Below are 11,550 nucleotides of genomic sequence, written 5' to 3' on the forward strand. Positions count from 1 at the left end.
GCTTCTCGTCGCCTGTCGTCGTGTCGGTCACGTCTGCCCCTTCCTGGGGAAATGAGAAGGACCGCCCGCGTGTCCACGCTGCGAGCGGTCCTCCTGGTCAGTGATGTTTAGTTGTGAGGGAAGCGGCGGCCGTCGATGGTGGCTGCTCGAGGAGCCAGTCGTCCGGCTTTGGGTGTTCCGCACGATGCGCGGCAGCTATCAGCTCGACTGCGAGACGGACGGCCTCGTCGGGTGCCAGTGGCACCGTCAGGCCCGGGACGTCGACACGTACGACGATCTCCTCGTCGTACTCATCGGGCTCGATCGCGATGCTCCCGCCCGCCCATCGTGCCTCGACGAGTGCGGCGGTCACCGCTTGCCGCCCCTCGTCAGAGCCTCGGCGTAGAGCCCCGAGAGCAGGAAGACCTCGCGGACGTTCAACAGGCGGTCGTCGCCGTCCTCGGCTCTGTGTAGCGACGTCACGGGCACGCCGACGGCTTTCGCGGCGTCGTTGATACGGACACCTGCGAGCATGCGCAGTTTGCGGAGCGACCGGCCAGGACCGTCAGGGGCGCCGATGATCTCTACGGGTGTCACGCGTGCACCGCCTTGCGCGCCACGACGCGGAGGCTCTTGCTCAGGCGCTCGAGCTGGTCCGCCATCGTCAACAATTCGGTCTTCGCGAGGGCGTAGTCGAACGTCTCCGGCATGAAGATCGCGGTGCGGTCGATGAGGGTGCCGCTTCCGTCATTCTCGTCGGCATAGCTCACCCGGTACGCGGTGACGTCCCCGCCGTTGACGGTGCCGATCGTCTCGCGTGCTCCTTCGTGCCAGTCGGGCTCGAGCAGGCCGGCGCTGTCGTCCAGCTGGTGGCCAACACACCAGTCGAAGTCGGCGCAGGGGACCGGCGACAACAACCGCAGGTTCGCGGTGCCGTGCTTCGTGCCCTCGACTTCGTATGTGCCAAGGAACACCCACGGGGCGCCGTGCTCGTCGGCGAACGCGGTGCCTGCGACGGTCGAGTACAACAACCCCGCGGGGAGTCGCGAGCCGTAGCAGATCAAACCGTGGGCATCCGCGGATACGTAGACCTCGTGCCCCTTGGATGTCTGCCCGCTGAGCGCGGCGACGGGGACGCGGCGGCGTCGCTCTGGCTCTGTGTCGGTGGCTTGTGCGAGGATAGGGTTCATCACTGGTTCTCCTTCGTAGTGGTTGGATCGGGCCGGTTGCCCTCACCTGCGGTTGCACCCGCTTTGGTGGGGGCTTTCTTTCTGAGACGGGCGCGGAGGCTCGTTGCGGCTGCGTTTGGTTTGAAGTCGAGCATCGGCACGACGCTCAACAACGCATCGCGCGAAATGTGGAAGATCTTGTGTCCTGCGGGGTCGGTAACGATGAAGTCGTCGGCCTCGAGGATTCTGCGGACGGCGGCTTCCCCTGTGGGGTCCGCGTACCAGAGGCGGGACAGATCCTGGCGTTCGCCTTCGGGACCTCTTCGGCTGGTGCTGCCGGAACGTGCGATCACGACGCCGCGCGCTCGTCCGTCCTGATGAACCTGTTCGCAGCGATGTACTCGGCGATCGCTGACCGCTCGTAGCGAATGGATCGACCCACCCGTACGAACGGGAGGCCTGCACCGGTGTGGCGATCGTTCGCGAGCGCGGAGACGGTCCGCCCGAGAAAGGCGGCGGTCTCCTGCGGGGTGTTCAGCGGCTTGAGGTCTGCCGTAAGTGAATCCATGAGCTCCTCGTTCGGTGGGGAACGCTGACGCGTTCGATCTGGAAATTGTCATCATGTTGCAGTGCCGCGATCGCCTCTGTGCGAATCAGACTCGATCACAGGGGATCACGCTCGCCCCAAGGAGAACCTAGCACGTGATTCACGCTATGCGCACTACCGGTCTAGTCATCGACGCTCGATCCTCGTCCGGAGAATCTGCAAGACTCGGTGCATGACCGACCGACCGCAGCGCAAGTACGAGAAGACCGGTCTCGGTCTCCGCGTGGCCAAGTACCGCAAGATCGCCGGATTCCGCGACGCGCAGGCTCTGGCGGATGCCGTGCCGAGCGAGGCCGTGACGCGCTCGACGATCGTCAACATCGAGCTGGGCAGGAAGAGTGATCCGTCGATTGGGGAGCTGCTGGCAATTGCCGAAGCGCTGAACCGGTCACCACTCGAGCTCCTCCTCGACCTTGAGGACCCGTTCGCGGTTGCAGAGCTCCCGACGATGGCTCGCACACTGACCAACCTCGAAGTCGAGAGGTGGTTCAGGCTGCAGTTCGAGCTGAAGAGCCTGCCCGACTCAGAGAATCGAGCGCGTCGGGTGCTCGGTCTTCTGAACGACATTACGGAGGCGTCAAGCTGGATTCACGCTGCGCACTCAGCGGCCGCGCTGCAGCCCCTTACTGGTGAAGCGCGACAAGCGATCGCCTCGTACCGGCGCATCATCGAAGGCGACGCGCGTGAGCTGCGGGACAGCTACGGAGTCGACGTCCCCGACGTCTGGCTCGCGCGTCACCTCGATGGTCAGAGCCTCACGACGCAGATCTGATGGCGCGCGCGTGGATCAGCGACCGTTGGGTTCACGACTACGTCGTCCGGGACGAAGCGGGCGTGGTCGTCGAGCGACGCGCGCCGACGTCCCGACAGTTGCAAGCCATCCGTCGGTTGCCCGACGAGTTTCGCACGCCGACATTCGGCCGAGGGATGCGCTGGCGCGTCGACTGGTACGAGACGCAACCGGACGGGCGTCAGAAGCAGCGATCGAAGTCATTCGCGGAGAAGGCGTCAGCGGCGGAATTCGTCGCCCGCATCGATCACGAGACGCGGGAGGGCTCCTACCGGCCGGCGGCGCTGGGGGAGCAGCTGTTCGCATCCGTTGCGCAGAAGTGGGTCGACTCTAAGCGGAAGATCAAGACGAGCAGTCGGCACGCGTACGAGCGAGATCTCCGCACGTACGTTCTGCCGCAGTGGGGAGGTCGCCGTCTCGCTTCGATCAAGCGCCACGAGGTAGAGGAGTGGGTCACAGCTCTCGAGCGCGGAGACGCCCCGGCTGTATTTCTCGACGAGCGCGATCGCTCGTCGCTCGCTGCAGCTTCTGTGCGGCGCCTCCACACCGTCTTCTCGGCGGTGTGCGGCTTTGCTGCCGATCAAGGCTGGATTTCTACGAACCCCGCCCGAGGGATCGAACTCGCACGCGCCTCGACGCATGCCGATGATCGTGTGTTCCTCGACTTCGAGGAGGTCGAAGCGCTCGCGGTCGCTGCGGAGGAGGCGAGCGGTCGAGCGACTGATCGCGTTCTCGTCCTCACGCTCGCCTACGTAGGGCTTCGTATCAACGAGGCGCTTGCGTTGCGCGTCGGTGACTTCTCCCGCGCGGAGAAGCGACTGCGCGTCGATCGCACGTGGACGAAGGGTGTGCAGGGCGAGCGGGTGCTAGGGCTGCCCAAGACTTCGGAGCGCCGGGTTGTTCCGGTGCCGACATTTCTGTGCGATGAGCTCGCGGATCTCGGCAACGAACGAGCGTCGGAAGATTGGCTGTTCGCGACCTCAACTGGATCATCAATACACGATGCGAACTGGCGCAACCGCGTATGGGCGAAGGCGATGCTCGGATCAGGTCTGGACATGCCGGGGCTGACGCCTCACAAGCTTCGGCATACTGCCGCGAGCATGGCGATCGCCGCAGGCGCGGACCCGCTGTTGATCGCCAGCATGCTTGGGCATGAGGACGTGCGCGAGACGTTCGCGACCTACACACACCTCTGGCCGAATCGCCTCGACGAGGTCACGACAGCTGTCGAGCGAGCTCGTCAAAGGGCGCTGTCATCAAAGCAATCATGACCAAATCATGACTCTCACGAGCCCAACGCTCGGTCAGGCCCCGCCGAAACGGGGCCTGACCGGCGATTTCAGAGCCGACGACGAGACTTGAACTCGTAACCGCCCGATTACAAGTCGGGTGCGCTACCAATTGCGCCACGTCGGCAGGTGCGCTCGCGCGCCCGGCCACCCTATCGCGGGCCCCGGATCCGCCCGGATCGGGGCCCGCCGCGTCTCACGGTTCGAGGATGCTGAGGTGCCGCTCGGCGGGAGCGGGACGCTTGGGGCCGCCGATCTTCCCGTCGGGACGGCCGACGTAGAGCCAGCCGAGCAGCTCCTCGCCCTTCTCGAGGCGATGCGCCTTCCGCACGGCCTTGTCGCGCGTGTAGGAGCCGGTGCGCCAGAAGACACCCCAGCCCGCCTCGTCGAGCAGCAGGCTCAGGAGGTGGGCGACGCCCGAGGCGACGGCCTCCTGCTCCCAGGCCGGCACCTTCGACTTCTTGACGCTGACCACGACGGCCAGCAGCAGGGAGGCGCGGTGCGTCTTCTCGATGTACTTCCGCGGGTCCTTCTTCGCCCCCGAGGCGACCGCGAAGCTGCGGCCGACCCGGTCGCGGGCGGCGCCGCGGATCTGGATGACCCGCCACGGGCGCAGCGAGCTGTGATCGGCGAGACGCGACGCCGCCGAGACGAACGCCGCGATCTCGTCGTGCCCCGGAGCCTCCGGCGTCACCTTCGAGCGCGATCGGCGCGCGAGGACGGCCTCGAGCACGGGGGAGGAGGACACGGTCACTCGCCCTCGGCCTGGAAGTTCAGGGCGATCGAGTTCATGCAGTAGCGGTCGCCGGTGGGCGTGCCGAAGCCGTCGGGGAAGACGTGTCCCAGGTGGGATCCGCAGTTCGCGCAGCGGACCTCGGTGCGGACCATGCCGAGGGTGCTGTCCTCGATCAGCTGGACCGCGTCCGGGTTCACGGACTCGTAGAAGCTCGGCCAGCCGCAGCCGGAGTCGAACTTGGTGCCGCTCTTGAAGAGCTCGGCGTTGCAGGCGGCACAGGTGTAGAGGCCGGAGCGGTGCTCGTCGAGCAGCTCGCCGGTCCACGGGCGCTCGGTGGCCGCTTCGCGCAGGACCGCGTACTGGTCGCGGTCGAGCTCCTCGCGCCACTCGGCGTCGGACTTGTTCACGGAATACGACGACATGGGTCTCCCTCGGAATCCTCGTCAGTGTACGGGGACGGTCGCGCCCCTCCACCTGGTCCAACCCCCGGGACGACGGCTCCATTCCGCCTCCACGGGCTCTGGAGGAGACTCCCCGCCGGCACGCCGCGACGCGGTCACGAGCCGTTCGGAGCGCCTCCCCTGCGGTGGCGTCGCGCCTGCCTACCCTGGGGGGATGAGCAGGACGACGGACCCGAGGCCGGGCACCGGTCTGTCCGAGCGCGAGCTGCGGGTGCTCGCCTTCGAGCGCGAGTGGACGGCCCGCACCGGGGACAAGGACGACGCCATCCGCTCCCAGTTCGGACTGTCGGCCGCCCGCTATTATCAGGTGCTCAGCGCGGTGCTCGCCTCTCCGGCCGCCCTCGCGCACGACCCGATGCTCGTCACGCGGCTGCAGCGCATCCGCGACCAGCGCGCCGGCGCCCGCGCCTCGCGACGCCTCGAGTAGACGAGCTGCTCGAGTCCACAAACGGAAGGCCGGCCGTACCCCCGATGTCGAACACGCACCCGAGAGACCGCTTCGACGAGGTCCCGGCGACGGAGGCGCGCGTCGGCGCCCACCGCCGGCCGCCGGCCCCTCACGCCCGCGCCGTCGCCCTCGCCTGGGCCGCGCTCGCCACCGGAGTCATCGTCCTGCTCGGCTTCATCGGGCTGCTGGTCATCGACGACCGGGTGCAGTTCACAGACGTGTTCACTCCGCCCACCGCGACCGCGGAGGCGACTCCGACCGCTGCCGCGACGCTCGATCCCGAGCTCGCCGTCGCCATCCTCAACGGCACCGCCACCGTCGGACTCGCCGCCAGCGCCGGCGACGCCCTGACGACGGCCGGCTGGAGCGTCCCGACCGTCGCGAACGCGAACACCGAGGACATCGCCGCCACGACCGTCTACTTCACCGACCCGGCGCTCGAGGGAGCGGCCCTCGGTCTCGTCGACTCGCTCGGAACGGGGACCGTCCTGCTCTCGCAGGACTTCGTCGAGACGGGCTCCGTCGTCGTGGTCCTGGGGGCCGATTACGCGTCCGAGCAGGGCTGATCGGGGCCCTCTGTTACGGGCACGTTTCCTCCGTGTTGAATCCCGGGCAACTCTTCCCCGCGAGGCCCTTTCCAGCCCCTCCCGGGGCCGATAGCCCGATTAGTATTCCTGACCAGGCACCAGCACATCGCTCGTGCCGCGGGCATCACAGCACTGGGGAGTACAGAGATGGCGAACGGAACCGTCAAGTGGTTCAACGCTGAGAAGGGCTACGGCTTCATCACGGTCGACGGCGGCGGACAGGACGTCTTCGTCCACTACTCCGCGATCGACATGTCGGGGTACAAGGTCCTCGAGGAGGGGCAGCAGGTCGCGTTCGAGGTCGGCACGGGGTCGAAGGGCCCCCAGGCCGAATCGGTCCGCCCGGCCTGACCGCCGAGCCTCCCGGGAGCCGTCGTCCGCCTCGTGCGGGCGGCGGCTCCTTCGTGTCGGAGCGCGTGCCGGTCGCTTGCACTCGTCCACCGCGAGTGCCAGAATCGACCTTGGCACTCGCTCCGGTCGAGTGCCAGCACAGACATTTCACGACGTCCGGGAGGGACGAGAAACACACATGGCCAAGATCATTGCTTTTGACGAAGAAGCCCGCCGCGGCCTCGAGCGTGGACTCAACACTCTGGCCGACGCGGTCAAGGTGACCCTCGGCCCGCGCGGCCGCAACGTCGTCCTCGAGAAGAAGTGGGGCGCTCCCACCATCACGAACGACGGCGTCTCCATCGCCAAGGAGATCGAGCTCGACGAGCCGTACGAGAAGATCGGCGCCGAGCTCGTCAAGGAGGTCGCCAAGAAGACCGACGACGTCGCCGGCGACGGAACCACCACCGCGACCGTCCTCGCTCAGGCGCTCGTCCGCGAGGGCCTGCGCAACGTCGCGGCCGGCGCCGACCCGATCAGCCTCAAGAAGGGCATCGAGAAGGCCGTCAAGGCCGTCACCGCCGAGCTCATCGCCGGCGCGAAGGCGATCGAGACCAAGGAGGAGATCGCGGCGACCGCCTCCATCTCCGCCGCGGACCCCGAGATCGGCGCGATCATCGCCGAGGCGATCGACAAGGTCGGCAAGGAGGGAGTCGTCACCGTCGAGGAGTCGAACACCTTCGGCACTGAGCTCGAGCTCACCGAGGGCATGCGCTTCGACAAGGGCTACCTGTCGCAGTACTTCGTGACCGACCCCGACCGCCAGGAGGCGGTGTTCGAGGACCCCTACATCCTCATCGTCAACTCCAAGGTCTCGAACATCAAGGACCTGCTCCCGGTCGTCGACAAGGTGATCCAGGCGGGCAAGCAGCTGCTGATCATCGCCGAGGACGTCGACGGCGAGGCGCTGGCGACCCTGGTCGTCAACAAGATCCGCGGCATCTTCAAGTCTGTCGCCGTCAAGGCCCCCGGCTTCGGCGACCGTCGCAAGGCGCAGCTCCAGGACATCGCGATCCTCACCGGCGGCCAGGTCATCTCCGAGGAGGTCGGCCTCAAGCTCGAGAACGTCACCCTCGACCTGCTCGGCTCGGCCCGCAAGGTCGTCATCACCAAGGACGAGACCACGATCGTCGAGGGTGCCGGCGACGCCGAGGCCATCGCCGGTCGCGTCGCGCAGATCCGCGGCGAGATCGAGAACACCGACAGCGACTACGACCGCGAGAAGCTCCAGGAGCGCCTCGCGAAGCTCGCCGGCGGCGTCGCGGTCATCAAGGCCGGAGCGGCGACCGAGGTCGAGCTCAAGGAGCGCAAGCACCGCATCGAGGACGCCGTCCGCAACGCGAAGGCCGCCGTCGAGGAGGGCATCGTCGCCGGTGGTGGCGTCGCCCTCATCCAGGCCGGCAAGCTCGCCTTCGAGAAGCTCGAGCTCGTCGGAGACGAGGCGACCGGCGCGAACATCGTCAAGGTCGCCATCGACGCCCCGCTCAAGCAGATCGCCCTCAACGCGGGCATGGAGCCCGGCGTCGTCGCTGCGAAGGTCCGCGAGCTGCCCACCGGACACGGCCTCAACGCCGCGACCGGCGAGTACGTCGACCTCATCGCCGCGGGCATCATCGACCCGGTCAAGGTCACGCGCTCCGCTCTGCAGAACGCGGCGTCGATCGCCGGTCTCTTCCTCACTACGGAGGCCGTCGTCGCCGACAAGCCCGAGAAGAACCCGGTCGCCGCGGGCGGCGACCCCACCGGAGGCATGGACTTCTAGTCCGTCCCCCCACCACGCAGAAGGCGGTTCCCCTCCGGGGGAGCCGCCTTCGGCGTTTCCGGAGGCATCTGAGCGAGCAGCGGGCGACCGAACCGGCAGGTGGTTCTGGATCCGCTCCGCGACCATAACGGCGGTTCTCCTGCGGTGGCACCGCTCTCCGCGCCGCCTCGGTCGCCTCAGCGGACACCGGCACCGGAAGCGCGTGGAAGGCGCCGGTGCGGGTCGCGACGTCCGGGGTCAGGGCGGAGATGTCTTCGGCCGAACGGATGCGGACGGCGATGCCGCAGGATCCGGTGACGCGGCATCCGTCGAGCGTCGGGTCTCATCTCCAGCGGTCTGGGCGGGCTCGCCGCCCGTTGGTCCCCAAGAGGAGAGAGTGAGCCGTGCGCGGCCGTGCGGGCCGGGTCGGCGAGGTCACGGTCGCTCGAGCGGATCGATCTGTGCCGCTCGCGGACGTCGACGGGAGAGCTCGGACCGAAGAGCCCCCCGATGGGAGAGGGGCGGCGGTGCGGATCAGACCGAGGCGGGGGAGGTCTCGCCGTTCTGGCCGACCGTCAAGAGCGGCAGCGCGACGCGGAAGGTCGCGCCTCCGCCCGGCGTCTCGACGACGTCCACGCGGCCCTTGTGCGCGGCGACGATCGAGGACACGATCGCCAGCCCGAGGCCGCTGCCGCCGGTCTCGCGGGTCCGCGAGGTGTCCGCGCGCCAGAAGCGCTGGAAGATCTTTTCGCGGATCTGCGGCGGGATGCCCTCGCCGTGATCGATGACCTCCAGCAGGGCGAGGCGGCGGGAGCGGTCGACGGCGACGCCGATCTCGATCGGAGTGTCCTCGGGCGTGTAGCGGACGGCGTTGCCGATCAGGTTCGTCAGGACCTGGCGGATCTTGTTCTCCTCCGCCATCACCATCGCCGGCACGCCCGGCTCCTCGGGGGCGGTGGCGGTGCCGGCGGCGATCTCCTCGGCGTTGACCCGGCGCGGACGCCGGCGGAATCGGGCGAGCCTCGCTCCTGCCGCGGCGATCGGGCCGGTGAGCCCGGGGTTCGTCAGCTCCATGGTCTGCGTGGCGGAGGCGCCGGCCTCGTCGGGCTCGAGCGCGGGCGTCTCCACGGGGGTGTCGTCGCGGGTCTCGACGCCGAAGTCGCGGTCGGGCCAGGAGGCCATCGCGTCCATCGCGGCGTCGCGGGCGAGCGGCATCAGATCGACGGGCGCGAGTGCGAGAGGCTTCGTCTCGTCGAGGCGGGCGAGCTCGAGGAGGTCCTCGACCAGGCCGCCCATCCGGATCGCCTCCTTCTCGATGCGCTCCATCGCCTGGCCGACGGCCTCGGGCGTCTGCAGAGCGCCCATCCGGTAAAGCTCGGCGTAGCCGCGGACCGAGACCAGCGGCGTTCGCAGCTCGTGGCTGGCATCGCCGACGAAGCGGCGCATCTGGTCGATCGTGCGGGCGCGGTCGCGGAAGGCGGAGTCGATCCGCCCGAGCATCGCGTTCAGCGAGCGGTTGAGGCGTCCGACCTCGGTGTTGGGTGTCGTGCCGTCCAGGCGCTGGCTGAAGTCGCCGTCGGCGATGGCGGCGGCGGTCTGCTCGACCTCGCGCAGCGGGGCGAAGGTGGTGGTGACCAGCAGGCGGGTGAGGAGTGCGCCGATCACGACGATCGCGACTCCGAAGCCGAGGAAGATCGTGAGGTACGTCGTCATGATGACGTCGACGCTGCGGGTCGACACCGCGAGCAGGAGCGTCTGGTACTCGGTGCCCCTCGTGAACACCGTCGACATGACGTGGTACTCGACCTTGCCGTTGGAGCTCCAGATCTCCATCGGCTTGTCGCCGCCCTGCAGCGCCTGCTCGAGGGTGAAGGTCTGCGGGAAGGCGGGGTCGGCCGCGCCGGACGCGTTCGTGTTGTCGAGCGTGCCGTACTGGTCGTAGACGGCGCCGAAATCGGCCTTGGACTCGTCGATCGCGGCCAAGTCGTTGACGGAGAGGTCGCTCGCCGTCCGCTGGACCTGGTCGGCCAGCTGTGCGTCGAGCTGGGCGACGAGCTGCGGCTTCAGCATCGTCATCGTCCCGATCCCCGAGACGAGGAGTCCCAGCGTGAGCAGGAGGACCGTGACCGCGGTGATCTTCGTGCGCAACGAGATGGAGTTCCACCGCTCGGCCAGACCCTGGTGCATGGCGGTGGAACTCCCTCGGGATCGGCGGGCGCCGCGCCTCCGGCGGGAGGTGGCGCCGAGGTGGCGGAGGCTAGGCCTTCGCGACCTTCAGCATGTATCCGAATCCTCGCTTGGTCTGGATGAGCGATTCCTCCGAATGCGTGTCGAGCTTACGTCGCAGGTACGAGATGTAGGACTCGACGATGCCCGCATCGCCGTTGAAGTCGTACTCCCACACGTGGTCGAGGATCTGCGCCTTGCTGAGCACCCGGTTCGGGTTGAGCATCAGGTAGCGGAGCAGCTTGAACTCGGTGGGGCTGAGCTCCACCGGCTCGTCGCCGACGAGGACCTCGTGCGTGTCCTGGTCCATGGTCAGCTCGCCGGCCCGGATGACCGCGTCCTCCTCGGCGTGCATGGTGCGGCGGAGGATCGCCTTGATGCGCGCGACGATCTCGTCGAGGCTGAACGGCTTCGTGACGTAGTCGTCACCGCCGACGGTGAGGCCCGTGATCTTGTCCTCGGTGTCGTCCTTCGCCGTGAGGAAGAGGATGGGGGAGGTGTACCCGGCCGAGCGGAGGCGCTTGGTCACACCGAATCCGTTCATGTCCGGGAGCATCACGTCGAGGATGATCAGGTCCGGCTCCTCCTCGAGGACCGCCGAGATGGCCTGGGCCCCGTTGCCGACCGCACGCACGGCGAAGCCGGCGAAGCGGAGGCTCGTGGTGAGCAGGTCTCTGATGTTGGGCTCGTCGTCGACGATGAGAATGCGGGGTCCGTCCATGCAGGACAGTATCTGGCCGTCGGCTGTACGGAGTCTGGGAGTCGGTTGTCCGGGCGCTCGGTGTCGGCTCGGCGGCGGGGAACGCCGGATCGGAGGTGGTGCGGCAGGAGGAGAGCGCGTCCGATCAGGACTGCGCGCGGCGGCGCCGGACCCCCACGATGAGCATCGCGATCATCATGAGGAACGCGATCGGCAGACCCACCAGCGGCACGGCGAAGACGAACTGCCAGAACGGGCCGGCGTACTCGCGGATCCCGAGCGCGGGGGCGACCAGGATCGCGAGGAACGCGAGGACCGTCACGACGATGATCGCGATGAACATGTAGGCGAGCGTGCGCTCCGCGCGTCCGACGCCCGCCGGCTCCTGTGGCTTCACTCGTCAAGGATAGGGCGGCCCCGGTCG

Annotated in this window: 16 protein-coding genes and 1 tRNA gene; 6 read left to right on the top strand and 11 right to left on the bottom strand. The window is 68.1% G+C overall.

What is annotated here, in order from left to right; translation table 11 throughout:
* Window positions 1-97: 97 nt before the first annotated feature.
* From C5C74_RS17070 to C5C74_RS18045, 5 genes are read right to left on the bottom strand one after another with little or no spacing between them, the layout of a single operon-like run.
* Window positions 98-352, bottom strand: coding sequence for a hypothetical protein (locus C5C74_RS17070; protein WP_146083037.1), 255 nt, complete (start codon window positions 350-352; stop codon window positions 98-100).
* On the bottom strand, window positions 349-576 hold the full coding sequence (locus C5C74_RS17075; protein WP_146083038.1) for a helix-turn-helix domain-containing protein: 228 nt from the start codon (window positions 574-576) through the stop codon (window positions 349-351). Before C5C74_RS17075 ends, C5C74_RS17070 begins: the two co-directional genes overlap by 4 nt.
* Complete coding sequence (locus tag C5C74_RS08310; RefSeq protein ID WP_146083039.1) at window positions 573-1,169, bottom strand: hypothetical protein; 597 nt, start codon at window positions 1,167-1,169, stop codon at window positions 573-575. The genes C5C74_RS17075 and C5C74_RS08310 overlap by 4 nt, the downstream gene beginning before the upstream one ends.
* Entirely contained in the window at window positions 1,169-1,501 is a 333-nt protein-coding gene (locus C5C74_RS17080; protein WP_146083040.1) for a hypothetical protein, read from the bottom strand. Before C5C74_RS17080 ends, C5C74_RS08310 begins: the two co-directional genes overlap by 1 nt.
* Entirely contained in the window at window positions 1,498-1,716 is a 219-nt protein-coding gene (locus C5C74_RS18045) for a helix-turn-helix domain-containing protein (RefSeq protein ID WP_104274287.1), read from the bottom strand. Before C5C74_RS18045 ends, C5C74_RS17080 begins: the two co-directional genes overlap by 4 nt.
* A 211-nt stretch (window positions 1,717-1,927) precedes the next feature.
* On the opposite strand from C5C74_RS18045, the gene C5C74_RS08320 reads away from it, so the two are divergent.
* Window positions 1,928-2,527, top strand: a complete 600-nt coding sequence (locus tag C5C74_RS08320) for a helix-turn-helix transcriptional regulator (protein WP_104351319.1) — start codon at window positions 1,928-1,930, stop codon at window positions 2,525-2,527.
* Complete coding sequence (locus C5C74_RS08325) at window positions 2,527-3,819, top strand: site-specific integrase (protein WP_104351320.1); 1,293 nt, start codon at window positions 2,527-2,529, stop codon at window positions 3,817-3,819. Before C5C74_RS08320 ends, C5C74_RS08325 begins: the two co-directional genes overlap by 1 nt.
* A 72-nt stretch (window positions 3,820-3,891) precedes the next feature.
* On the opposite strand, the gene C5C74_RS08330 is transcribed toward C5C74_RS08325, so the two are convergent.
* The 3 genes from C5C74_RS08330 to msrB form a co-directional block, all read right to left on the bottom strand.
* Window positions 3,892-3,964: transfer RNA gene (locus tag C5C74_RS08330), tRNA-Thr, on the bottom strand.
* Between the two features lie 69 nt (window positions 3,965-4,033).
* Window positions 4,034-4,591, bottom strand: coding sequence for a nitroreductase family protein (locus C5C74_RS08335; protein WP_104351321.1), 558 nt, complete (start codon window positions 4,589-4,591; stop codon window positions 4,034-4,036).
* Window positions 4,588-4,995 (bottom strand): peptide-methionine (R)-S-oxide reductase MsrB, encoded by a 408-nt coding sequence (gene msrB, locus C5C74_RS08340; protein ID WP_104255437.1) that lies wholly within the window; start codon window positions 4,993-4,995, stop codon window positions 4,588-4,590. Before msrB ends, C5C74_RS08335 begins: the two co-directional genes overlap by 4 nt.
* A 193-nt stretch (window positions 4,996-5,188) precedes the next feature.
* Between msrB and C5C74_RS08345 the strand changes: the two genes are divergently transcribed.
* The 4 genes from C5C74_RS08345 (at window position 5,189) to groL (ending at window position 8,221) form a co-directional block, all read left to right on the top strand.
* On the top strand, window positions 5,189-5,461 hold the full coding sequence (locus C5C74_RS08345; RefSeq protein WP_104351322.1) for a DUF3263 domain-containing protein: 273 nt from the start codon (window positions 5,189-5,191) through the stop codon (window positions 5,459-5,461).
* A gap of 44 nt (window positions 5,462-5,505) precedes the next feature.
* A complete protein-coding gene (locus tag C5C74_RS08350) occupies window positions 5,506-6,048 on the top strand; it encodes a LytR C-terminal domain-containing protein (protein WP_104266885.1) in 543 nt (180 codons plus the stop codon).
* Window positions 6,049-6,216: 168 nt separating this feature from the next.
* The gene (locus C5C74_RS08355) at window positions 6,217-6,420 is read left to right on the top strand and encodes a cold-shock protein (protein WP_104224599.1); all 204 of its coding nucleotides are present in this window, start codon (window positions 6,217-6,219) and stop codon (window positions 6,418-6,420) included.
* Window positions 6,421-6,598: 178 nt separating this feature from the next.
* Complete coding sequence (gene groL, locus C5C74_RS08360) at window positions 6,599-8,221, top strand: chaperonin GroEL (RefSeq protein WP_104224600.1); 1,623 nt, start codon at window positions 6,599-6,601, stop codon at window positions 8,219-8,221.
* A 513-nt stretch (window positions 8,222-8,734) separates the two neighbouring features.
* On the opposite strand, the gene C5C74_RS08365 is transcribed toward groL, so the two are convergent.
* From C5C74_RS08365 to C5C74_RS08375, 3 genes are all read right to left on the bottom strand, one after another.
* Window positions 8,735-10,387, bottom strand: a complete 1,653-nt coding sequence (locus tag C5C74_RS08365; RefSeq protein WP_104224601.1) for a HAMP domain-containing sensor histidine kinase — start codon at window positions 10,385-10,387, stop codon at window positions 8,735-8,737.
* Between the two features lie 70 nt (window positions 10,388-10,457).
* Entirely contained in the window at window positions 10,458-11,147 is a 690-nt protein-coding gene (locus tag C5C74_RS08370) for a response regulator transcription factor (RefSeq protein ID WP_055787731.1), read from the bottom strand.
* Between the two features lie 124 nt (window positions 11,148-11,271).
* Complete coding sequence (locus tag C5C74_RS08375) at window positions 11,272-11,523, bottom strand: hypothetical protein (RefSeq protein ID WP_244229474.1); 252 nt, start codon at window positions 11,521-11,523, stop codon at window positions 11,272-11,274.
* Window positions 11,524-11,550 lie beyond the last annotated feature (27 nt).

Source organism: Rathayibacter sp. AY1E8, assembly GCF_002931415.1.
Taxonomy (GTDB): Bacteria; Actinomycetota; Actinomycetes; order Actinomycetales; family Microbacteriaceae; genus Rathayibacter.

Bases quoted from the DNA above. Each gene is read 5' to 3' on its own strand.
- groL (WP_104224600.1), top strand. From the start codon at position 6,599: ATGGCCAAGATCATTGCTTTTGACGAAGAAGCCCGCCGCGGCCTCGAG.
- C5C74_RS08345 (WP_104351322.1), top strand. From the start codon at position 5,189: ATGAGCAGGACGACGGACCCGAGGCCGGGCACCGGTCTGTCCGAGCGC.
- msrB (WP_104255437.1), bottom strand. From the start codon at position 4,995: ATGTCGTCGTATTCCGTGAACAAGTCCGACGCCGAGTGGCGCGAGGAG.
- C5C74_RS08365 (WP_104224601.1), bottom strand. From the start codon at position 10,387: ATGCACCAGGGTCTGGCCGAGCGGTGGAACTCCATCTCGTTGCGCACG.
- C5C74_RS18045 (WP_104274287.1), bottom strand. From the start codon at position 1,716: ATGGATTCACTTACGGCAGACCTCAAGCCGCTGAACACCCCGCAGGAG.
- C5C74_RS08355 (WP_104224599.1), top strand. From the start codon at position 6,217: ATGGCGAACGGAACCGTCAAGTGGTTCAACGCTGAGAAGGGCTACGGC.
- C5C74_RS08350 (WP_104266885.1), top strand. From the start codon at position 5,506: ATGTCGAACACGCACCCGAGAGACCGCTTCGACGAGGTCCCGGCGACG.
- C5C74_RS08320 (WP_104351319.1), top strand. From the start codon at position 1,928: ATGACCGACCGACCGCAGCGCAAGTACGAGAAGACCGGTCTCGGTCTC.
- C5C74_RS08370 (WP_055787731.1), bottom strand. From the start codon at position 11,147: ATGGACGGACCCCGCATTCTCATCGTCGACGACGAGCCCAACATCAGA.
- C5C74_RS08325 (WP_104351320.1), top strand. From the start codon at position 2,527: ATGGCGCGCGCGTGGATCAGCGACCGTTGGGTTCACGACTACGTCGTC.
- C5C74_RS08310 (WP_146083039.1), bottom strand. From the start codon at position 1,169: ATGAACCCTATCCTCGCACAAGCCACCGACACAGAGCCAGAGCGACGC.